This window comes from Janthinobacterium sp. 1L-D-8-B-C4 (genome assembly GCF_057291295.1).
The window spans coordinates 175,321-196,617 of sequence record NZ_JBXAVX010000009.1 but is presented as its reverse complement, the minus strand read 5'-3'; the positions used below and the strand labels follow the sequence as shown (position 1 = coordinate 196,617).

The window sequence follows — 21,297 nt, the reverse complement described above, 5'->3', positions numbered from 1 at the left end:
TGGCATGGGCGAGGTAAAACACGCCGCTCAGTCGGGCGCCGGTGCGCGCTTGCGCTTCCATTGCTGCGTCAGCGCGCGGGCCCGGCCCAGGTCGTCGGTCGACAGTTTGCGGGCATGGCCGGCGACGGCGCCGCCGGCAGTCGCGTCGCCGCTCTCGGCCGCCAGCGCCACCCACATGTAGGAGCGCACCGGATCTTTCGGCACGCCGCGCCCGCTGTTGTACATGCCGCCCAGGTTGTACTGGGCCAGCGCATGGCCCTGCTCGGCCGCGCGCGCATACCAGTGCACGGCCATGTCGTCGTCCTGCGGCACGCCGTGGCCGTTCGCATACATCACGCCGAGATTGTTCTGGGCGCTGGCGTCGCCCTGGTCGGCGGCCTTGCGGTACCAGCGCACGGCGCGCGCCGGGTCCTGCTGTACGCCCTGGCCATTGGCGTACAGCACGCCCAGGTTGAACTGGGCGTTCGCGGCGCCCTGGCCGGCCGCCTTGCCATACCATGCCACGGCCTCGCGCATGTTGCGCGCCACGCCGCGCCCGCCGGCCAGCATGCCGCCCAGATTGTATTGCGCCGTGCAGTGGCCCTGCCGGGCGGCACGGCGGTACCAGGTCACGGCGCGTGCCTCGTCCTGGTCCACGCCCTGGCCGTGCGCCAGCATCAGGCCCAGGTTGAACTGGGCGTCGGCATCGTCCTGCTCGGCCGCGCGCAGCAGCCATGCGTAGGCGCGCAACTGGTCCAGCGCCACGCCCACGCCTTCGGCATAGGCCACGCCCAGCTGGCGCTGCGCCACGGCCAGGCCTTGCGCGGCCGCCTGGCGGAACCAGGCCACCGCCTGGGTATCGCTTTGCATCACGCCCTGGCCGCGCTTGTAGACCAGCCCCAGGTTCAGCTGGGCCTGGGCGTCGCCCTGCAGCGCGGCCTTGCGGAACCAGGCCAGTGCCAGCGCGTCGTTGCGTTTTGCCCCCAGGCCGCGGGCATAGGCTTCACCCAGCATCGACTGGGCACTGGCCACGCCCTGCTCGGAAGCACGGTAGAACCAGGCCAGGGCCAGTTCGTCGCTTTGCAGCACGCCGCGCCCCTTGCGGTACATCTGCCCCAGGTTCTGCTGGGCCGAAGCGTCGCCCTGGGCCGCCGCGCGCAGGAACCACTGCACCGCTTCCTCGTCGCTTTGCGCCACGCCGCGGCCGTGGTAATACATGGCGCCCAGGTGATTTTGCGCAAACGCCAGCCCCTGCAGTGCGGCCAGGCGCAGCCAGATAAAGGCGCGCAAGTCGTCCTGCCGGACGCCCTCGCCTTTTTTATACAGCAAGCCCAGGTTGAATTGTGCATAGGCGTTGCCTTGCTCGGCCGCCGTGCGAAACCAGATATAGGCCTGGTGGCTGTCCCTGGCAGGTTGGTTTTTGTCCATGCGCGCCCCCATCGCAGATGCAGTGAATTGTAAAATTCGGGGGCAGCGGCACGTTTGAGCGAACTCAAACGTAATAATAAAATTATATCGATTTGATGAGCCCGCTTTGAAGGGGGCTGCGTGGGTCAGCGCCTGAGTCAGCGCTTGCGCGGATGTTTTTGCAGGAACTGCGGCACCTTGGCGGCGGCCAGCTTGTTGAGCGATACCAGCAGGTCGGCGTCGACGCCATCGATGCCATAATTGCTGCGCAAGTGGCGGCCAATATGGATCAGCACCTGCGCGGCGACCTCCGCATCGGACTCGGCCCTGTGAGCGGCGCTCTTGAAGGCAATGCCCAACTGGCCGGACAGCAAGCCCAGCTTGTAGCTGGACAGGCCGGGAAACACGCGGCGCGACAGTTTCAACGAGCACACCAGCGAGCGGTGCGCAGGCGCCAGGTCCAGCCGGGCGCTCTCGGCACGCAGGAATTTTTCGTCGAAGCTGGCGTTATGGGCCGACAAGGCATCGCTGCCGATAAAATCCAGCAACTGCGGCACCACCTCGGCCACCGGCGGCGCCTTGTCCACCATCGCCTGCGTGATGCCGGTCAAGCCCGTGATGAACGACGGAATGCGCGCGTTGCAGTTGATCAGCGACACAAAGCGGTCAGTGATCTGCCCGCCTTCGATGCGCAGCGCCGCCACTTCGGTGATGCGGTCGCCCATGTCGGGCGACAAACCGGTGGTTTCAAAGTCGATCATGACGATCGGTTGCTCGAACACGTTCATGCGGCAGGCTTTCTCTGGTGCGGCGGTGGGTACATCAATAAAATGCTCAGGGCAAGGCGCCGCGTCGCAGACAGTACGATAGTAAGGCAAGACGCGGCAACGCTGCCATGGGCATTTTTAACCGAATTTGCGCACCGCGTCGAGCGCCAGACCGGCGCCAATGCTGCCGAACAGATCGCCTTCGACCTTGCGCGCCGACGGCACCAGGGCCGCGATTTTTTCGCGCAGCAGGCGCACGCCGCTCGATCCGCCCGTAAAGAACACGGTGTCGACCGCTTCCGGCGCCACGCCGGCGTCGCGCAGCAAACGCAGTACGGTGTCTTCCACGCTGCCGCACAGGTGGCCGATGGCTTCATCGAACTGGGCACGCTTGAGCAGCAGGCTTTGGGCCGGCGACAGGCGATCCAGCTCCAGCTGCACTTCCTGCGCGTCGGACAGCGCAATCTTGCCTTCCTCGACCTTCATCGCCAGCCAGTGGCCGGCGCGCTCGTCGATCAGCTTTTGCAGGCGTTTCACCTTGTCTTGCTCGCGTGCATCACGGCACACATCGGCCAGCTGCACCCAGATCTTCTTGGTGTAGGCCAGGTTGATGGTATGCCAGGTGGCCAGGTTGAAATAATAGCTCGATGGCACTTCGCTATTGTTGTTCAGGCGGCTGCCATAGCCCAGCAGTGGCATTACCGACGACAGGCTCAGGTATTTGTCGAAGTCGGTGCCGCCGATATGCACGCCGCCGGTAGCCAGGATGTCGTCGCGGCGCTCGGCCTTTTTGGCGCGTTCGGGCGACAGGCGCACCAGCGAGAAGTCGGAAGTACCACCGCCGATGTCGGCGATCAGCACCAGTTCTTCGCGGTCGATTTGCGACTCGTAGTCAAACGCGGCGGCGATCGGTTCGAACTGGAAGGCCACGTCCTTGAAACCGACCGAACGCGCCACCTCGGCCAGGGTATCTTGCGCCAGCTGGTCGGCCTGGGCGTTGTCGTCGATAAAGAAGACGGGACGGCCAAACACGGCCGAGGTAAATTCGCGGCCAGCCGATTGCTCGGCGCGCTTTTTCACTTCACCGATAAATTGCGACAGCAGCAGGCGGAACGGAATCGCGCGGCCGCCCACTTCCGTCTGACCATCGATCAGGCTGGTGCCGAGCAGGCTTTTCAGCGAGCGCATCAGGCGGCCTTCGTAGCCGGCCAGGTAGCCGGCCAGGGCGGCGCGGCCAAAGCTCACTTCTTCGTCTTCCGCGTTGAAGAACACCACCGACGGCAGCGTAGGCTTGCCGTCTTCCAGGCTGAGCATGGTGCTCTGCCCGGGACGCGCCCAGCCTACCGTGGAATTTGACGTACCGAAATCGACGCCGCAAGCATTGGCCATGTCGACCCTTCCCTGAATAAAGGGGCGTCATGCTACCAGAAAGCAGCCTCTTGCACCAGAAAAATAAGCGCGGCTGCCCGCTTGCGGGGCAAGCTTGCTTTGCATCAAAGGATGCCCGTCGGTAAAAGCTACTCTTAGGAAATTGATGTCAAGCAACTAGACCGTTCCTGGAGACCGCCGTGACCACTAGCCGATTGATCCGAAGCGCCTTGCCCCTGTCCGTGATGATACTGCTGGCCGCCAGCCTGGCCGCTTGCGGCGGCGGTTCCGCCGATGCCCAGCCGGCGAGTGGCTGCACGTTGCAAAGCACGGCCGGCTGCGGCGGCACCGTGCCCGACCCGGCAATTCCACCGGTCACCACGCCGGTCACGCCGGCCAATCCGGCTACCCTGGCCAGCTCCGTGCGGCTGGTGTTTTCCAGTACCGAACTGGCGTCTGCCGGGTTGGCCGGCAGCGAAGTGGCCGTCACGGCGCTGGTCAAGGACGCCGCCAACCTGGCCTTGCCTGGCGCCAAGATCGCGTTTGCCGCCGACTCGGGCATTCTCGGCAGTGTCGACGCCGTGACCGACAAGAACGGCCAGGCGCGCGCCGTGCTCGGCACGGGCGGTGACAAGAACAATCGCAGCATCAAGGTCACGGCCACGGTCGGCAGCCAGGCTGGTGGCGGCACGGTGGCGGTCACCGGCAGCACGGTCGAGCTGGCAGGCCCCAGCTTGCTGACCACCGGCCAGCAGGCGGACTACACGGTGACGGTGCGCGACTCGGCGCGCCAGCCCGTCAGCGGCGCCGCCATCAGCTATGCCGGCAATGGCGCGACCGGCCTGGCGGTCAAGGACGGCGCGGCGGCGCTCAGCAATGCGCAAGGCCAGTTGCTGCTGCGCCTGACCGCCGGTGCCCTGGGCAATAATACGGTGTCGGCCAGCGCCCTCGGCGCCAGCGTGTCGCAGGCCTACACGGTGGCCGGCGGCGAGCTGCGCCTGACGCCCGCCGTGGGCCTGGACGCCAGCGGCGCGGAACGATTGCAGGAAGTGCCGGCAATGGCCTGCCAGGCGATCGATGTGCGCTACGAATCGGGCGGCGTGGCGCGCTCGGGCAGCGCCAGCCTGTCGACGTCGCGCGGCGCCTTGTATGCCGACAGCGCCTGCAGCGCCACCCTGCCGTCCAGCCTGGCATTTAACAATGGCAACTTGCCGCGCAGCTATGTGCAATCGGCCAACGCCGGCGTGGCCACCATCACGGCGTTTGTCGCCGGCGGACCGACGGCGCAAACGCGGCTGGAATTTGTCGCCCTGCTGAGTGCGGCCAGCAAGCTCGGCGTGCAGGCCGACCCTGCCGTGCTGGGTGCCAACGCCACCGGCGCCACCGATAATATCGCCACCATCAGCGCCGTGGTGCGCGACGGCGCCGCGAATAACCTGGTCAAGCATGCGCCGGTCATATTTACCATCCTGAGCGACCCCAGCGGCGGCTACCTGCGGCAGGCGGGCCGCGTTTTGACCGACTCGAGCGGCCTGGCAAGCACAGTGTATGTGGCTGGCCCGGCCGACAGCGGGCGCGACGGCGTTCTGATCCAGGCCCGCATCGATGGTGCGGCCCAGGCCGCCGCCACGGCGCAAGTGCGCCTGACGGTGGCAAAAAAAGCCTTGTCGATCAAGTTTGGCACCGGCAACAACGTGCGCGAATACTCGCCCAGCGTGCTGCAAAAGGATATCGCCGTCTTCGTTTCCGACAGCGCCGGCAATGCGGTGCCTGGAGTGGCCATTACGGCGGCCGGCTGGCCCAGCCGCTACGGCAAGGGCTATTACGTGTGGGAAGCGGACAAGCAGGAGTTTCCCGACACGGGCGCCTGGCGCCTGGCGCTGCCGCGCTACAGCTGCGCCAATGAAGACTTGCTGCGCAACGGCATCTTTGACGCCGCCTATGACCTCAACGGCAACGGCGTGCTGGACCCCGGCATCCCCTTGACGGTCAGTGCCAGCGGCCAGACCGATGCGCTGGGCCTGGCCACCATCACCATCAGCTATCCGCGCAACTACGGCTCCTGGGTGCTGCTGGCCTTGAGCGTGCGCGCCAGCGTGTCCGGCACCGAGGCGGCGTCGACCACCGAACTGACCTTGCCGACCCTGTCGACCGACTTCAGCGTGCGCCGCGTGCCGCCACCTGGGCAGACCAGTCCGTACGGCAGGGAGGCTTGCGACAGTGCGCAATAGGCGATGGCGCAGATGCTCTTGCCAGCAACGTAATATTTACGGGAGATAAAGAAACAGTCTTGCCAAGAAGCAATCTTCTGCGCTATGCTCACCGTCCGACCTGGCTGCGCCCTGTTTGGCGCCGCCAGGACCGCAAGACTACCCCGAGACCGGTGGCGAGCCAGAATTCCATGCGAAAAAAGACTGTAGTTGAACGCCCTGCCGCCAGCCGCGCCATCGATGGCGCCGCGCGCCGCGTTACTTCGTATGATGTGGCCCTGCTGGCCGGCGTCTCGCAATCGGCCGTATCGCGCAGCTTCAAGCCGGGCGCCAGCGTCTCGCCAGCCACTCATGCCAAGGTGATGCAAGCGGCCAGAGCGCTCGACTATATTCCAAACGCGGCCGCGCGCAGCCTGTCGACGCGCCGCTCCAACCTGGTGGCAGTGATCGTCTCCAGCATGGCCAACCTGTATTACCCACAAGTACTGTCCGACCTGAGCGAGCAGATCGCGCGCCAGGGCAAGCGTTTGCTGCTGTTTACGCTGGAACGCGAAGCGGACGTGGGCAAGGTCTTGTGCGATGTATGGCAATACCAGGTCGATGGCGCCATCGTGGCCGCCTGGCTGTCCGACGAGCAAATGGCGGAATTTTCCAGGCGCGAAGTGCCTTTGGTGCTGTACAACCGCTGCCCGCGCGGCCATGCCGTGCATGCCGTGATGTGCGACCAGGCCGAAGCCGCGCGCCTGCTGGTGTCGCGCCTGGCCGAGGCCGGCCACCGCCAGTTCGCCATGATCGACGGCCCCGGCGACTCGGCCACCGCCCAGGAACGCAAGTCCGGCATGGTCGAGCGCTTGCTGGAACTGGGTTTGCCGACGCCGGTGGTGGTCAGCGGCAATTATGACTACGCCAGCGGCGGCCAGGGCCTGCGCAAGATTATCGACCGGCTGGGACGGGTACCGGACGCCGTAATCTGCGGCAACGACATCATGGCCATCGGCTGCCTCGATACGGCGCGCCATTTGCTGGGCATACAAGTGCCGTTGGACATGTCGGTGGCGGGCTTCGATGCACTGGAGGCGTCGGGCTGGCTCAGCTATGACGTCACGACCTTGCGCCAGCCGACGCAAAAAATGGCCGCCGACGCAGTCATCATGCTGGTGCAACTGATGGAACGGCGGCCCGCTGCGGCCGAACGCCGGCAATATGTTTCCTGCCTGATCGAAGGCAGCACGGCCGGCCTGAACGGCGAGCACGGCTATCCGGACCAGCGCCTGGGCTTGCGGGCGGCGGCCTGAGCATTTAGCCGAAGAACTTGCCCTTCAGCAAATTCAAACCTTGCGCCATCAGATCGTTACCTTCCGGCACCTGGCCGTTCGGCGTCAGATGATCGATCAGTTGCGGCAGCAGCGCCGCCAGGCCACCGGCGGCGGCATCCTGCTGCAGGCCCAGTTTCGCGGCGATCTGGCTGATGGTGTCCGCGCCCAGGGCACCCTGCACCTGTTCGCCCGACACCGACGCGTTCGCGCCGGTGCCGATCCAGCTTGCCACCTGGGCCTGCAAACCGCTTTCCTGGAATTTCTGCAGCAGGCCCGGCAAGCCGCCATGCTGGTTGATCAGCTCCATTACGCTGGCCAGCAAGCCGGACTGGCCAGTCGCCGCGCCCGCTACTTCTTTATTGTTACCCAGCATATCGATGGCCTGTCCCGCCAGTTGATCAAACAGTCCCATGATTTTCTCCCTATAAGCCATGTGTGCGGCAGGGAACGCCCCTGCCCCCGCATGATTGTACTGTGTCCGGCGTGCGCCATGCCACTTGAGAAAATACTATGATAGATTTTTTCACCATGACTTCATTGGAGGACACGCCATGGCCGCTACCGTCGCCGACTTTCTCTTGCAGCGCCTGCACGAATGGGGCGTGGAACGCGTCTTTGGCTATCCCGGCGATGGCATCAACGGCATCGTCGGCGCATTTGGCCGGCAGGACAAGATCGCCTTCATCCAGTCGCGCCACGAGGAAATGTCGGCCTTCATGGCCTCCGGCCACGCCAAGTTTACCGGTGAGGTGGGCGTCTGCCTGGCTACCTCCGGGCCGGGGGCAATCCATTTGCTCAACGGCCTGTATGACGCCAAGCTCGACCATCAACCGGTGGTTGCCATCGTCGGCCAGCAGCGCCGCGCGGCCTTGGGCGGCAACTACCAGCAGGAAGTCGACCTGGCGTCGCTGTTCAAGGACGTCGCCCACGAATACGTGCACATGGCCACCGATCCGGCCCAGGTGCGCCACCTGATCGACCGCGCCATGCGCATTGCGCGCGAGCAGCGCTGCGTGACCTGCATCATCTTCCCCAACGACCTGCAGGACTTGCCGGCGGTGCCGGTGCCGCCACGCGAACACGGCACCGTGCATTCGGGCATGGGCGCGCTGGGCCACAGCACGGTGCCCGATGCGGCCACCCTGCGCATGGCGGCCGACATTTTGAACCAGGGCAAGAAAGTGGCCATCCTGGCCGGCGCCGGCGCGCTGCAAGCCACCGAAGAGCTGATCGAGATCGCCGGCATATTGGGTGCCGGCGTGGCGAAAGCGCTGCTGGGCAAGGCCGCCGTGCCCGATGAATTGCCGTTTGTCACAGGCTCGATCGGTCTGTTGGGAACCAAGCCCAGCCACGACATGATGAACGGCTGCGACACCTTGCTGATGGTCGGCTCGGGCTTTCCGTATTCCGAATTCCTGCCCGAGGAAGGCCAGGCGCGCGGCGTGCAGATCGATATCGACGCGAAAATGACCAGCTTGCGTTATCCGATGGAGTGCAGTCTGGTGGGCGACGCCGGGGCCACCCTGCGCGCGCTGATCCCCCTGCTGGAACGCAAGCAGGACCGCAGCTGGCAGGAAGAAATCGAAGAAAACGTGGCCCGCTGGTGGCGCGTGATGGAAGCGCGTGCCATGAACCACGCCAGCCCCGTCAATCCGCAACGCGTGTTCTGGGAACTGTCGCCACGCCTGCCCGACAACGCCATTCTCACTTGCGACTCGGGTTCGGCCGCCAACTGGTATGCGCGCGATATCAAATTGCGCAGAGGCATGAAGGCCAGCCTGTCGGGCGGCCTGGCCAGCATGGGCCCGGGCGTGCCGTACGCCATTGCCGCCAAGTTTGCCTTTCCCGAACGCACCGTGATTGCGCTGGTGGGCGACGGCGCGATGCAGATGAACGGCATCAACGAACTGATCACGATCGCCAAATACTGGCGGCAGTGGACCGCCGAAGGCATGCCCGCCGGTCTGGTCATCATGGTGCTGAAAAACAATGACCTGAACCAGGTGACGTGGGAACAGCGCGCCATGAGCGGCGACCCGCGCTATGTCGATTCGCAAGCCCTGCCCGATTTCTCGTATGCCGCTTATGCCGAGCTGATCGGGCTGAAAGGCATCCATGTGGAAAGTCCCGACGATGTGGCGCGCGGCTGGGAGCAGGCGCTGGCGTCGGATCGTCCCTGCGTGCTGGAAATGGTAACCGACCCCAGCGTGCCGCCGTTGCCACCGGACATTACCGTCAAGCAGGCCGGCGCCTTTTTCTCGGCCCTGCTCAAGGGCGACGCCGATTCCATTGCCATGGTCAGGGCCAGCATCAAGGAAACCTGGGACGGCTGGTTTCCGCCGAAGGAGGTTCGCTGATGGCGATGCCTCCGCTAACCCTGCCCGGCATCAGCTGGCCCCTGCAGGCAACCGTGGGCCATATCGCCATCACCAGGCCGAACATCACCGGGCACTTCAAGGCTGGAGCGGGCCTTGACGCCATCGTGCAATGCGAGCTGGTCGACGCCGGCAAATTTCGCAACGGCGCGCCGCGCCAGTGGTGCCGCACCCACCAGTGCTACTGGGGCGTCAATGCCGACCTGGACGCGCAGGCAAGCTCGGGACTCTTGCGCTGCAAGCTGCATGACAGCCCCATGGGCTACCTGCTGTACCCGGAAGTATTCGATCCGGCCAGCCACCATGCCAGCAGCCTCACCCTGGGTGATGACGGCCTGCTGCATTTGCAGGCCAGATCCGGCGATGGCGGCGCCCTGCTGGTGCGTACCGCGATGGCGCTGGCGATCGATTGCCGCGCCTTGCCCGGCCTGTTTCACCCGTCCGTGGTGCAGATCAACATTACGCCGCCGGCCGCGCATGCCTATGTGCAGGCGCTGCAACAAAACGCGCCGCTGGGCTGCAGCGACTGCAGCCGCTGCGGCCATCCGCACCTGGACCTGGGCGACTTTGCGCTGGAACCGCACCTGCGCCACTACTGCGGCAATTGCGGCCACGACGCCACGCGCAGCGCGCAAGCGATGGTATCGACGCCCTTGCAGCGCCTGCGCGAATACGCCTTGCGCACGCCGCAGCGCTGGCGACAATGGTTCTGACGGTGCGCCCGCAAACAGTCGAGGCCGCCGATCTCGGCTAGACTGGCGTTTTACAAAAGCGAAATGATGGCAACATGGTAAATGATATCGACCTCGAGCGGGACCAGAAGGAACAGCAGGATGCCAGTGACAGCGGCGACCTGTCCGACCTGCTCAGCGAGCTGCGCATCCTGCTGCCCGGCGCGCAGATGCTGACTGCCTTTCTGATCATCCTGCCCTTCAACGGCGGCTTTGCGAAAATCGTGCAGGCGGAAAAGATCGTTTTCCTGGCTACCTTCTTCCTGTCGATGACCAGCCTGGTGCTGTTGAGCGCGCCCGCCATCCAGCACCGCATCATGCGCCCTTTGAACGACCGCGAACGCTTCAAGCGCGTGGCCGACCGCATCATGATGGCGGGCGCCCTGTCGCTGGCGTTCGCCTTTACCCTCGGCACCAACCTGGTGATCTCGGAAGTATTCGGCCATATGGCCGGCATCGTCGCCTGCGCCATCATCGCCGTGCTGATCATGGCGATGTGGTGGTGGATGCCGATGTATTTGCGGCACCGCACCACCATCTGACGTTCATGTTGCCAGCTGCAGCACGATCTTGCCATGCGTGCGTCCCGCCTCGACCAGCGCCAGCGCTTCGCGCACGTTCGCCAGCGGCAGCAACGTGGCGACCTTGGCCTTGAGCTGGCCAGTCGCCACCAAGGTGCGGATGGACGCCAGCTGCGCCGCATCGGACTTGCACAGCACGCGCGCCACGCCGACGCCATGCTGGCGTGCTTCATCCTGGGGAAACGCCACCGCCGTCACCATGAAACCGCCCTTCCTGATGGTCGCAAAAGCGCGCTGGAAAATGTCGCCACCGACCGTATCGAACACCACGTCCATGTCGCGCACGCTGCTTTCAAACACCTGCCGGTCGTGACTGACGAACTCGTCCGCGCCCAGTCCCCGCACATACGCTTCGTTCGCACTTGACGCCATGGCGGTGACATGCGCGCCGATCGATTTGGCGATCTGCACCGCCAGCGAGCCGACGCCGCCCGAACCGTTGGTGATGAACAGGCGCTGGCCAGGCTTCAAACCGGCCAGTCCGAACAGCGCCTGCCATGTCGTCAGGGCGCCGAGCGGCACCGCCGCCGCCTCGATGAAGTCCAGCCCGGCCGGCTTTAGCGCCATGTCGCCGGCCCTGGCGATGGCGTAGTCGGCAAAACCGCCCGCGCGGATAATGCCGAACACGGCGTCACCCAGCTTGAGTCCAGTGACGCCCTCGCCCAGTTGCTCGACGGTGCCGGCGATCTCGCTACCCAGGCCGATCGGCAAGGTCATGCCCATGCGCTGCCCTGCGCCATCGCGGATCTTCCAGTCGAGCGGATTGACGCCTGCCGCATGGACCTTGACCAGCAGCTCGCCTGCCCGTGGTTCGGGCCGGACCGCGTCCACCAGTTGCACTACGTGGTTGTCGCCGTACTCGTTGATGATGATTGCTTTCATGTTTTTTCCTTGACTTGTGTTCGGGATACAAGACAATGGTAGACCAGGCGCTACACGATGTAACGCCTGCCCACATCGCACAAAGGCCACGATGCAGCAATCCGCTTTCACCATTCATCGCGGCAGCAAGCAGCGTGGCATGGGCCTGCCCATGCACAGCCATGACGAGGCGCAACTGATCTATGCCGCAGCGGGCATGGTGCAGATTCATACGCCTCAAGGCCGCTGGCTGGTGCCTTCGCAACTGGCCGTCTGGATACCAGCCGGCACCTCGCACAGGCTGGAGGTACTGTCCGATGCGCACCTGTGGATGGTGCAATGGCAACCGGCGATGGTCGGCGCGTGGGCGCCGCCGATCGCCGTCGACCGGCCGTTCGCGCTGCGCGTCACGCCGCTGCTGCGCTCGCTGCTCACGGCAGCGATGGCGGACGGTATCGGCGCGGCCAAGGCCGAACTGATCGTCAGGCTGATGTTGCACGAGCTCACAGAAACTACCCATGCGCCGACCTTCCTGCCGCTGCCGGCAAGCGCGGTCGGGCGGCGCATGGCCGAAGTTGTGCTCGCGGACCGGCAACAGCTGCTGGGTCTGCATGAACTGACTGCGCGCGCAGCGACTTCGGTGCGCAGCGTCAGCCGGCTGTTTCCGAAAGAAACCGGGCTGACCTTCAAGGCCTGGCGGCAGCGGGCGCGCATCGTGCAGGCGATGGACAGCCTGGGCAGGGACACGCCGATCGCCCGCGTCGCCACACAGCTGGGCTTTTCCAGCACGGCCGCGTTTTCAAGCGCCTTCCGGCAGGTCACGGCGATGACGCCGACGCAATTTCTTGGGCAGGCAGAATAAGCGCCTCCAGTACCCCTTGCAAGCCAGGGCACCCGGCAGTAGGATGGCGGCCATCGGAATTTATTCATCAATTAACAACAATGAAAACAGTCTTCATCGCCACCCTGGGAATCTTGTCGCTGATTCACACATCATCATCGTTCGCGGATAATCTCAACGGGAAAAATCTTTATGTACAGCGATGTGCCGTGTGCCACGGCGCCGATATCAAGGGAACGGGCCCCCTGGCGAACAAAAGCAATCCGCCTACCCCTGACCTGACGACATCCGCCTTCAAGAAACGGCTGAAGGACTATCCGGGCGTGATCGTCTCATCGGTGATACTGCGTCCCAATGGCGACCTGATACCACGCATCCTGAAAGAGAATGGCGTCAGGATCGCGCCATACGCCTGGAAGGTGAAGGATTTTCGCGATTTGAATGACTACATGACGGGCGTAATTTCAAAAAATCGATGACGCCGCCAGGCAAGCAAGCTACTTTTGCAAGATTGTGATCTTGCCATCGGCCTCCAGGAACGCGCATTTCATGTCGGCCAGCGGGCAGTCCGCTTCGCGCAACGCCTGTTCGACGTCGCCTGCCGCCACCCGGCATTTCCTGACGACCTTTTCAAAAATCTTGCCATCGCGGCCCAGCAGCACGGGCGTGCCATCGATCAGCTCGGCAATCTTGCGGCTGCGCGAGGTCAGCCAGGCAATCAGCATGTTCAGAGTCAGCAGGGTCAAGGCCAGCAGCAGCCCGCCCGGTATCGAATCGTCGCCGCCCGACAACGAGTTCGATACCGCCTCGCTGAGCAGCATCACCACCAGCAGGTCGAACGGCGTGAACTGCCCCACCGTCCGCTTGCCCGTCATGCGCATCAACAGCAATAGCGCGATATACACCAGCGCGGCGCGCGACACCAATTCCCACCACGGCACATCGAGTTCGAACATGGCATACCTCCATAGACAAGCTTGCCATATTTATACGCCAATTCAAAGCTCTGCCGTCGCACCGTTGACCTCGGCTGGCGCCAGCAGGGTCTCGCGGAAAATGCCCACCAGCGGGCGCAGGTTCACCTTGTGCCAGGCCGCCCACAGCGGCGTGCGGTAAGCGAACCACGGCAAGGCGCGCAGCACCACGCCGGCGGGCGCATGCTGGCGCAGGCTGTGCTGGATCATGGCCATGCCCAGCCCGGCCGCCACCAGCCCCAGGGCCGTCAGCGGTTCGGTCGCTTCCATGCGGATATCGGGCGTAAAACCGGCGCGGGCACAGGCGGCGACGAAATTATCATGCTTGAGCGCGCTTTCCTTGTGCAGCACGGCGATCCATTCCTGGCCGGCCAGGTCGCCAGGCGTCAACTCGATCTTGCTGGCCAGCGCATGCGTTTCCGGCATGGCCAGCAGCATCGGGTCGCTCAGCACTTGCACGCAGTCAAGATCAGGATCGCCCGGCAGCGGCGGCTCGCACAGCAGCGCAATATCGAGGCTGCGCTGGCGCAAGCCCTCCACCTGCTCGGCCGAGTGCATATTGTAGAGCGCAACATGCACGGCAGGCCGGCTCAGGCGCAGCGCCCGCAAGCCGTCCGGCAGCACGCCCGAGTGCATGGCATTCTCGATATAGCCGATGCACAGGCCGCCTTCGTCGCCCCTGCCGAGTCGCCTGGCCAGCGCTTCGAGCCGATTGCCGTGCGTCAGGAACGCCTGCGTTTCAGCCAGGAACGTGCGGCCGTCGCGCGTCAGGCGGATGCGCTGGGCATTGCGCTCGAACAGGGTCAAGCCCAGTTTGTCTTCGAGTTGTGCAATCTGCCGGCTCAGCGGAGACTGCGAAATATGCAAACGCTCGGCGGCGCGCCCCACGTGTTCTTCTTCGGCCACGGCGACGAAGTATTGCAACTGGCGGATATCGAGCACGTCAGACCTTCAAAGACTTAAGTTGCGCAAATTATGTCTTGGACAGGCTTAACTTGTCCAGCTATTCTGATTGCACTCACCAACACTTTCAAGGAAAACACCATGAGCATCAAACACCTGCTGACCGGCAAACTGGGCTTTGGCACCGCGCCACTGGGCAATATGTTCCGCAATATCCCCGAAGAAGAAGCGCTGGCCACGGTTGACGCGGCCTGGGACAGCGGCATCCGCTACTTCGATACGGCCCCCTTCTATGGCGCCGGCTTGGCCGAGTTGCGCCTGGGCGCGGCGCTGAAAAAACACCGCCGCGACGACTACGTGCTGAGCACCAAGGTCGGCCGCCTGATCCTTGACGAAGTGGAAGACCCGGCCAGCCGGGAACTCGGTGAAAAAGGCGGGCTGTTCGAGTTCGGCCGCCCGAACAAAATCGTCGACGACTACTCGTTTGACGCCACCCTGCGCTCGATCGAAGACAGTTTGAAACGCCTGGACACCGACCGCCTCGACATCGTCTGGGTGCATGACATTGCGCAGGACTTCCATGGCGACAACTGGCTGGCGCAATTCGAGATCGCCCGTACTGGCGCCTTCCGCGCACTGACCCGCTTGCGCGAAGAAGGCGTGATCAAGGCCTGGGGCGTCGGCGTGAACAAGGTCGAGCCACTGGAACTGACCCTGGGCCTGGCCGAGGCGCAGCCGGACGGCTTCCTGCTGGCCGGCCGCTATACCCTGCTCGACCATGAGCGCGCGCTGCAGCGCCTGATGCCGGAAGCTGCGCAGCAAAATGTCGATATCGTCGTCGGCGGCCCGTACAGCTCGGGCATCCTGGCCGGCGGCAGCCATTTCGAATACCAGCAGGCCTCGCCCGCCATCATTGCCAAAGTCGAGCGCATCAAGGCAATTGCCGCACGCCATGGCGTAAGCGTCAAGGCCGCCGCCCTGCAGTTCTCGCTGGCCAACCCGGCCGTGGCCGCCGTGGTCCCCGGCGCCAGCCGTCCTGGCCGCCTGGCCGAAGACATGGCCGCCCTGAACAGCGTGATTCCTGCCGCTTTCTGGCAGGAAATGCGCGCCGAACAACTGGTGGCCACTAACGCGCCACTGCCTGGCTGACAAAAGCGAACGGCCTGCTTGCACCGCAGCAGACTTTATGACAACAAACTTGTCAACCAACTCAAAACGGCGCCTGTCTGCTTCAGGCAGGTGCCGTATCGATACCCGCCAGCTGTGGTGTGCGGCGCAGCATTTTTACCGTGCCGCCTGCAGAGCTGGCCGGTATCCAATACAATAACGCTTGTGGCAACCCGTATCCGGGCGCGCTTCCCCACCCCGTCTCCACCCCTTACCGAACCTTAGAACATGCACTCTTCTGCAGACTCATTCATACCGCGCGTTAATGCGCCTTTTGGCGCTGGCTATGCCGACCTGGCCCTGGCCATCGGCGGCCTGGCGATCGGCACCGGCGAATTCGCCTCCATGAGCATTTTGCCCGTGGTGGCAGCCGACCTGGGCACGACCCTGCCGGAAATGAGTCACATGATCAGCGCCTATGCACTGGGGGTGGTGGTCGGCGCCCCGCTGATCACGATTTTTCTCGCGCGCATGCCGCGCCGGCTGATGCTGATCTGTTTGATGCTGATGTTCGCCGGCGGCAACCTGCTGAGCGCGATCGCGCCCAACTACGGCTTGCTGGTGGTGGCCCGTTTTGTGGCCGGCATCCCGCACGGCGCCTTTTTCGGCGTGGCCGCGCTGGTGGCCGCAGCCATGGCCGAACCGGACCGGCGCGGCCAGGCCGTTGCCCGCGTGCTGATGGGCCTGACAGTCGCCAATATCTTCGGCGTGCCGCTGGCCACCTATATCGGCCAGACCATGGGCTGGCGCCCGGCCTTCTTGCTGGTTGCTGCGCTGGGCCTGCTGACCATGCTGATGATGCGTATTTTCGTGCCGAAAGTCGCCGCTGGCGACTCGAGCCCGCGCCGTGAACTGGGCGTGTTCCGACGCCTGCAAGTATGGCTGACCTTGCTGATGGTGGCGGTCGGCTTTGGCGGCATGTTCGCCGTCTATACTTTCATTACCCCAACCTTGACGGAAATCACCAAGGCGACGCCACTGATGATCTCGGTCCTGCTGGCCGTAATCGGCGTCGGCATGACGATCGGCAATATGATCGGCGGCTGGCTGGCCGACCGCTCGCGCCTGTGGACCATTTTCGGCATGCTGGTGTGGAACGTGCTGGCCCTGATCGCCTTCAGCTACACCACCACCAATGTCTGGCTGACGGCGATCAACCTGTTTGCCATCGGCGCCGGCATCGCCGTGGCGCCAGCCGTACAGACGCGTCTGATGGACGTGGCTGGCGACGCGCAAACCGTGGCCGCCGCCCTCAACCACTCGGCCTTCAATATCGCCAACGCCCTGGGCGCCTGGGCCGGCGGCATCGCGATTGCCATGGGCGCAGGCCTGCAATCGACCGGCTGGGTCGGCGCCCTGCTGGCCTGCAGCGGTATCGTCGTGCTGGGCATCTCGGTGCTGGTGGAAAACCGCAGCCGCAACGTGGCGGGCGTGCAGCCGGCTTGATGATTTCAGGCGGGTCTGCTGATGTGTCAGAACATCATCAGACCAGCGCATTGACAATAGTTTTGGGGAGACTCAATCCAATGAGTCGCTCGGTCAAGCAAGCATAGGCATGGGGGCAGATGAAAAGCCCCGATGTCGCGCAGATCGCCTGCTCCGGCCTGTTGGGGCCATTGCGAAACAGGCACAACTCGCGGAGCACATTGCTCCAAATGCGTTTCAATGGCCCCGGAGCCGGAGGGCATAAAATACGAGCGCACATGATTCCAGACCTCCCGGTCGTTGGACCGGCAGGTTCACAACAAACTACCGTTAGTTGATCGTTGAAGATCTCAACTTTGCCAATCTGTCCTTCGCACGCGCATGCCCTTGCTTCGCTGCTTGACCATACCAGAATGCCGCAAGATTGCTGCGTTGCGCAGTGCTTAATCCATGCTCATATACAAAGCCCAATAAGTACTTTGCATTTGCATCTCCTTTCATCAATGCAGGCACTAGGAACTGACCGCCTTCAAGAATCTTGTCTACCTCATTTAGCCCATGCGCAGAGCCATTTTCAGCAGCAATGAGATACCAGTAAAGTGCCTCGGATGCATTCTTTTTTGTACCACGACCGATGGCATATAAAAATCCCAGCTTTTCTTGCGCTTCCGGCAAGCCCTGCTTGGCTGCCTTGTTTGACAAATCAAAACACAGTGCATCATCTTTGACCACTCTTCGCCCTGAGCAATACGAAAGCGCCAATTCTTGTTGCGCATATGCCAGCCCCTGTTGAGCAGACTTTTTTAACCAATCGATTCCCAATTGATTTTTTTCAAGCCGAAGATAATCGTACGCTAATGCATATTGCGCGAGTGCATTACCATTTTCGGCCAGGCTTTCAAGGGTGATGGAATCTCCGATTTCAAGCTTAATCAACTCCACCATATCTTCGCTCTTGCCGTGATCGGTTAATTTCTTCCGCCAGTATAGAGCCTTTTCCCGGTTTTTTTCTACACCATCTCCATACTGATTGGCATGCGCCATATCTCGTTGAGAGACGTAATGGCCATTTTTTGCAGCCTTTTCAATCCACTTTGATGCAAGCGCTTTATCCTCTGCATAATTTACTCCGCGCGCGTATTCATACCCAAGCTTGAACTGAGCATTTCTGTCTCCTGCTGCCGCCACTCTCTCAAGCCATTCCGGTACCGTCCTTGCAAGTGCGAGGAAACGTTGAGCATCAACTTGTCCCTGTCGAGCCGCCATGTTTGCCCATAAGTCCGCTTTTTTTTCGTCAGGTTTGACTATCACTGTCTCGCCGTAATAGCTTGTTGCATACATCCAGCCAAGAATATATTGTGCATCGCGATGGCCATTGTTGGCGGCTTCCGCATACCAGCGATATGCCTCATCCAGACTTGCAGGCATGCCTAAACCAATTTCATACATTGTCGCCAAGGAATATTGAGACTCAGAATCACCTTCGCGCGCGCCTTTTCCAAACTCGCTCATGGCTTTTTTATAATTTCCAGCGGTCAGTGACGCTTGTCCTGGCACAAAATCAGCGAATGCAGAGGACATGGTCATGGCAAGGACAAAAGATGCCAATCCTGCTTTAAAGATCGATTTTCTTGGCTTCATGAATATTTGAATGTAGCGGTTATAAAGCCGTTTGCCATTTTTAGTGATTGGATTGACGCTGGCAGAAAAATTTTCTGCTAAGTAATCGTCATGAAATTATTGTGAAGTTATGAAGAACAGAACCGGATGCTACGAAGTGCAAGCAATGCTAGCAGTTGGCAACACAGCAAAGCGCCGGTTATGAAAGTCAAAAAATCACAGGAATTTATTGGGGGGGTTACTTAACTACGAATGCTTTGTGTAACTCCCTGCACCAATGATTAAAGTCACTGACAAAATCAGATACTGGCCAGCGGTGCGCAGCATAACATGTTGCGTATCGGGAAAATCCACATAATCTCACGCCTGTCCGTAGCCTCAGGTAACTCGGTACAGCAGTTGTACCGCAATCAGCAGCAACTCCCGATCGTCAAGTTGCCCCAAGTAAGGTTTCACTCTGAAATGATTGCGCGGCTGGCGCGCGATTTTCTCGGGCGAGTCGTCCAGTATCGTGATGTCTTCCACCGCATACCCCTGGCCCCGCACGTTGCGCAAGTCCTTGAGGTACACATAGCCATTCGAGCGCACGTCGACGCGCTGCACGCAGCGTTCCACGGCCCAGGCAAATTTCAATTCGAATTCGCTGCCGAAAACCTGCGCCACCACCGCATCGACATACGCGCGTGAAGAAGACGACCACACCCCGAAATCATACAATGACTGCGTGGCCGTCAATAATGCCTGCAGATACGGGCGCTGGTAGACAAAATACTGGCCGCATATAAAATCCGCAGCTTGCGCAAGTTGCACCGCGCTGGCATGCATCAGCGTTTCGTCAAGATCAAAAATCAGCAGTTTGCGCGTCATTCAGGCCTTGCCTGCGAAGCACCGTGCTAGGCCTATCCCCAGCAGCAATCCCAGGCATGGGCCACCAGCCCAGACCAGTGCTACCCATGGCGTCAGCGTGGCAGGAAATTGCTCGAAGAAAGTAGTTGCCAGGCTCAGGCCAAGCAGTGCCAGGGCCAGCGTCAGCGGCCTGCCCCTGGCGATCCTGGCGGCGATCGCTCCGGCAAGCAGCGAACCAAGAAAAATCGCGGCCTGCTGCGCGTACCAGACGGAAGGGCCGCCATTGCCGATACCCGTCGCCAGCACGCCCAAGGGCAGCACGGTTTTCAGCACCAGTTGCACCAGCCAGCCGAGCACCGCTGCCTGCCAGATCGAGGGTTTGAGGGGAATTTCTTCTACAGAATATTCGTTCATGTCAGGCCCATTTTTCATGCTGCGCGGCTATTATCAGAATGAACAGTATATATAATCACATATGGTTTGGTGAGGAAACAATCCCTGGATGCGCCCGCCAGACCCACTGCTTCCGGCTTTTTCAGCAATCACGAAGGGTATGTCATCAGCATGCAAGAACAGTATCCAGAAATTCCCATCCGCCAGAAGAAGCATGGGCAGCGAAGAAGGAAGCGTCACCGGTGCGCATCCAGTGGGATCGGGAACGCGATTTGCTGCTGCAGCCGCAAGCGCACCGCGCGATACAGATCGGCCTCGGCAAGGAGGCCGTTGCACGCTATGTCAATCAATGGATATGCGGCATCAGCGACGTGACGCCATTGGCGCACGAAATACACGCACTGGTTCAGCAACAGCGCTTCGATGAGGCCAGAGCCAGGCTGCCGGTCGAACGGCCCTGGCGATAAAGCCGGCATGAAAGCACTGTTGCCTGCGCGCCGCCGATTCAGGGCGCGGCGGCGGCCATCGCCTCTACCAGCTGCCGGTTGAACTCTGCCGGCTCCTCCATCTGCGGCGCATGGCCCATGCCCGGGAACACGATCAGGCGGCTACCGGGAATCAGGGCGGCGGCCTGCTTGCCCAGCACCGCATAGTTGCCCAGTTTTGCCTTCACCTCGGGCGGCGCGATATCGCTGCCAATCGCCGTGGTGTCGGCGTCGCCGATCATCAGCACGGTTGGCACCGTCAGCTTGGGGAACTCGTAGATCACTGGCTGGGTAAAAATCATGTCGTAGATCAGCGCCGAATTCCACGCCACCACTTTCTTGCCCGGTCCCTGGTTCATGCCGGCCAGCATGTCGACCCAACGCTCGTATTCGGGTTTCCAGCGCCCGCCATAGTAGGTCGCTTTTTCATAGGCGCGCACGCTGTCGGCCGTCATTTTCAGTTCACGTTCGTTCCACTGATCGACGGTGCGAAATGGCACGCCCAGCGCCTTCCAGTCTTCCAGGCCGATCGGGTTGACCATTACCAGCTGCGACACCGCTTGCGGGTACATCAGCGCGTAGCGCGTGGCCAGCATGCCGCCCGTCGAATGGGCCACCAGCACGGCGCGCTCCACGCCCGCCTGTTTCAGCAGGCCGGCCGTATTGGCGGCCAGTTGCTGGAAGGTGTATTGATAGTGCGCCGGCTTGCTCGACGCGCAAAAGCCGATCTGGTCCGGCGCGATCACGCGGTAGCCGGCGCTGCTCAGAGCGGTGATCTGGCTGTCCCAGGTGGCGCCGCAGAAATTTTTGCCGTGCATCAGCACCGCTGTCCTGCCATTGGCTTTTCCGGTCGGTGCCACGTCCATATAGGCCATCTGCAACTGCTCGCCCTGCGAGGTAAACCTGTAATGCCGGACCGGATGCGGATAGCTGAACCCCTCGAGCTCGGGGCCATAGGTGGCGGCAGCATGGGCCGGCGAGAAGGTGGTGGCCAGCAGCAGGCTGGCCAGGATGGAAAGACGACGCGTCATCGTTGAGTGCTCCCGGA

Annotated in this window: 21 protein-coding genes; 10 read left to right on the top strand and 11 right to left on the bottom strand. The window is 62.4% G+C overall.

Annotation, left to right across the window (positions count from 1 at the left end; translation table 11 throughout):
- Nucleotides 1-27 precede the first annotated feature (27 nt).
- The 3 genes from AC0Z42_RS17260 to AC0Z42_RS17250 form a co-directional block, all read right to left on the bottom strand.
- Entirely contained in the window at nt 28-1,407 is a 1,380-nt protein-coding gene (locus AC0Z42_RS17260; protein WP_485469430.1) for a tetratricopeptide repeat protein, read from the bottom strand.
- A 137-nt stretch (nt 1,408-1,544) separates the two neighbouring features.
- On the bottom strand, nt 1,545-2,174 hold the full coding sequence (locus tag AC0Z42_RS17255; protein ID WP_485469429.1) for a 3'-5' exonuclease: 630 nt from the start codon (nt 2,172-2,174) through the stop codon (nt 1,545-1,547).
- A 117-nt stretch (nt 2,175-2,291) separates the two neighbouring features.
- Nucleotides 2,292-3,542 carry an Hsp70 family protein gene (locus AC0Z42_RS17250; RefSeq protein WP_485469428.1) on the bottom strand — a complete coding sequence of 417 codons (1,251 nt, stop codon included), beginning with the start codon at nt 3,540-3,542 and terminating at the stop codon, nt 2,292-2,294.
- A gap of 179 nt (nt 3,543-3,721) precedes the next feature.
- Here AC0Z42_RS17250 and AC0Z42_RS17245 point away from each other — a divergent pair, with 179 nt between their 5' ends.
- On the top strand, nt 3,722-5,752 hold the full coding sequence (locus AC0Z42_RS17245; RefSeq protein WP_485469427.1) for an Ig-like domain-containing protein: 2,031 nt from the start codon (nt 3,722-3,724) through the stop codon (nt 5,750-5,752).
- Between the two features lie 170 nt (nt 5,753-5,922).
- A complete protein-coding gene (locus tag AC0Z42_RS17240; RefSeq protein ID WP_485469426.1) occupies nt 5,923-7,026 on the top strand; it encodes a LacI family DNA-binding transcriptional regulator in 1,104 nt (367 codons plus the stop codon).
- 4 nt (nt 7,027-7,030) lie between these two features.
- Here the strand turns inward: AC0Z42_RS17240 and AC0Z42_RS17235 are convergent, their stop codons facing one another.
- Nucleotides 7,031-7,459 carry a YidB family protein gene (locus tag AC0Z42_RS17235; RefSeq protein WP_485469425.1) on the bottom strand — a complete coding sequence of 143 codons (429 nt, stop codon included), beginning with the start codon at nt 7,457-7,459 and terminating at the stop codon, nt 7,031-7,033.
- A gap of 139 nt (nt 7,460-7,598) precedes the next feature.
- Here AC0Z42_RS17235 and AC0Z42_RS17230 point away from each other — a divergent pair, with 139 nt between their 5' ends.
- The 3 genes from AC0Z42_RS17230 (at nt 7,599) to AC0Z42_RS17220 (ending at nt 10,695) form a co-directional block, all read left to right on the top strand.
- Entirely contained in the window at nt 7,599-9,404 is a 1,806-nt protein-coding gene (locus AC0Z42_RS17230; protein ID WP_485469424.1) for a thiamine pyrophosphate-requiring protein, read from the top strand.
- Nucleotides 9,404-10,135 carry a hypothetical protein gene (locus AC0Z42_RS17225; protein WP_485469423.1) on the top strand — a complete coding sequence of 244 codons (732 nt, stop codon included), beginning with the start codon at nt 9,404-9,406 and terminating at the stop codon, nt 10,133-10,135. Before AC0Z42_RS17230 ends, AC0Z42_RS17225 begins: the two co-directional genes overlap by 1 nt.
- Nucleotides 10,136-10,209: 74 nt before the next feature.
- Entirely contained in the window at nt 10,210-10,695 is a 486-nt protein-coding gene (locus tag AC0Z42_RS17220; protein ID WP_485469422.1) for a DUF6328 family protein, read from the top strand.
- Between the two features lie 3 nt (nt 10,696-10,698).
- On the opposite strand, the gene AC0Z42_RS17215 is transcribed toward AC0Z42_RS17220, so the two are convergent.
- Nucleotides 10,699-11,616, bottom strand: coding sequence for an NADP-dependent oxidoreductase (locus AC0Z42_RS17215; RefSeq protein ID WP_485469421.1), 918 nt, complete (start codon nt 11,614-11,616; stop codon nt 10,699-10,701).
- Between the two features lie 91 nt (nt 11,617-11,707).
- Between AC0Z42_RS17215 and AC0Z42_RS17210 the strand changes: the two genes are divergently transcribed.
- Nucleotides 11,708-12,457, top strand: a complete 750-nt coding sequence (locus AC0Z42_RS17210; RefSeq protein WP_485469420.1) for an AraC family transcriptional regulator — start codon at nt 11,708-11,710, stop codon at nt 12,455-12,457.
- Nucleotides 12,458-12,537: 80 nt separating this feature from the next.
- Nucleotides 12,538-12,915 (top strand): c-type cytochrome, encoded by a 378-nt coding sequence (locus AC0Z42_RS17205; protein WP_485469419.1) that lies wholly within the window; start codon nt 12,538-12,540, stop codon nt 12,913-12,915.
- Nucleotides 12,916-12,933: 18 nt separating this feature from the next.
- On the opposite strand, the gene AC0Z42_RS17200 is transcribed toward AC0Z42_RS17205, so the two are convergent.
- Both AC0Z42_RS17200 and AC0Z42_RS17195 read right to left on the bottom strand, forming a co-directional pair.
- Complete coding sequence (locus tag AC0Z42_RS17200) at nt 12,934-13,392, bottom strand: DUF421 domain-containing protein (RefSeq protein ID WP_485469418.1); 459 nt, start codon at nt 13,390-13,392, stop codon at nt 12,934-12,936.
- 42 nt (nt 13,393-13,434) lie between these two features.
- On the bottom strand, nt 13,435-14,352 hold the full coding sequence (locus tag AC0Z42_RS17195) for a LysR substrate-binding domain-containing protein (RefSeq protein WP_485469417.1): 918 nt from the start codon (nt 14,350-14,352) through the stop codon (nt 13,435-13,437).
- Nucleotides 14,353-14,454: 102 nt separating this feature from the next.
- Here AC0Z42_RS17195 and AC0Z42_RS17190 point away from each other — a divergent pair, with 102 nt between their 5' ends.
- Together AC0Z42_RS17190 and AC0Z42_RS17185 are read left to right on the top strand one after the other, a co-directional pair.
- The gene (locus tag AC0Z42_RS17190; protein WP_485469416.1) at nt 14,455-15,462 is read left to right on the top strand and encodes an aldo/keto reductase; all 1,008 of its coding nucleotides are present in this window, start codon (nt 14,455-14,457) and stop codon (nt 15,460-15,462) included.
- A gap of 246 nt (nt 15,463-15,708) precedes the next feature.
- Complete coding sequence (locus AC0Z42_RS17185; RefSeq protein WP_485469415.1) at nt 15,709-16,926, top strand: MFS transporter; 1,218 nt, start codon at nt 15,709-15,711, stop codon at nt 16,924-16,926.
- A 309-nt stretch (nt 16,927-17,235) separates the two neighbouring features.
- On the opposite strand, the gene AC0Z42_RS17180 is transcribed toward AC0Z42_RS17185, so the two are convergent.
- The 3 genes from AC0Z42_RS17180 to AC0Z42_RS17170 all read right to left on the bottom strand — a co-directional run bounded on the left by AC0Z42_RS17180 (nt 17,236) and on the right by AC0Z42_RS17170 (nt 19,785).
- Nucleotides 17,236-18,546, bottom strand: coding sequence for an SEL1-like repeat protein (locus AC0Z42_RS17180; protein ID WP_485469414.1), 1,311 nt, complete (start codon nt 18,544-18,546; stop codon nt 17,236-17,238).
- 357 nt (nt 18,547-18,903) lie between these two features.
- Nucleotides 18,904-19,392, bottom strand: coding sequence for an HAD family hydrolase (locus AC0Z42_RS17175; protein ID WP_485469413.1), 489 nt, complete (start codon nt 19,390-19,392; stop codon nt 18,904-18,906).
- Nucleotides 19,393-19,785, bottom strand: a complete 393-nt coding sequence (locus AC0Z42_RS17170) for a hypothetical protein (RefSeq protein WP_485469412.1) — start codon at nt 19,783-19,785, stop codon at nt 19,393-19,395. It abuts the gene before it with no gap.
- Between the two features lie 38 nt (nt 19,786-19,823).
- Between AC0Z42_RS17170 and AC0Z42_RS17165 the strand changes: the two genes are divergently transcribed.
- Nucleotides 19,824-20,231 (top strand): DUF4291 family protein, encoded by a 408-nt coding sequence (locus AC0Z42_RS17165; protein ID WP_485469411.1) that lies wholly within the window; start codon nt 19,824-19,826, stop codon nt 20,229-20,231.
- Between the two features lie 38 nt (nt 20,232-20,269).
- Here the strand turns inward: AC0Z42_RS17165 and AC0Z42_RS17160 are convergent, their stop codons facing one another.
- A complete protein-coding gene (locus tag AC0Z42_RS17160) occupies nt 20,270-21,280 on the bottom strand; it encodes an alpha/beta fold hydrolase (RefSeq protein WP_485469410.1) in 1,011 nt (336 codons plus the stop codon).
- Nucleotides 21,281-21,297 lie beyond the last annotated feature (17 nt).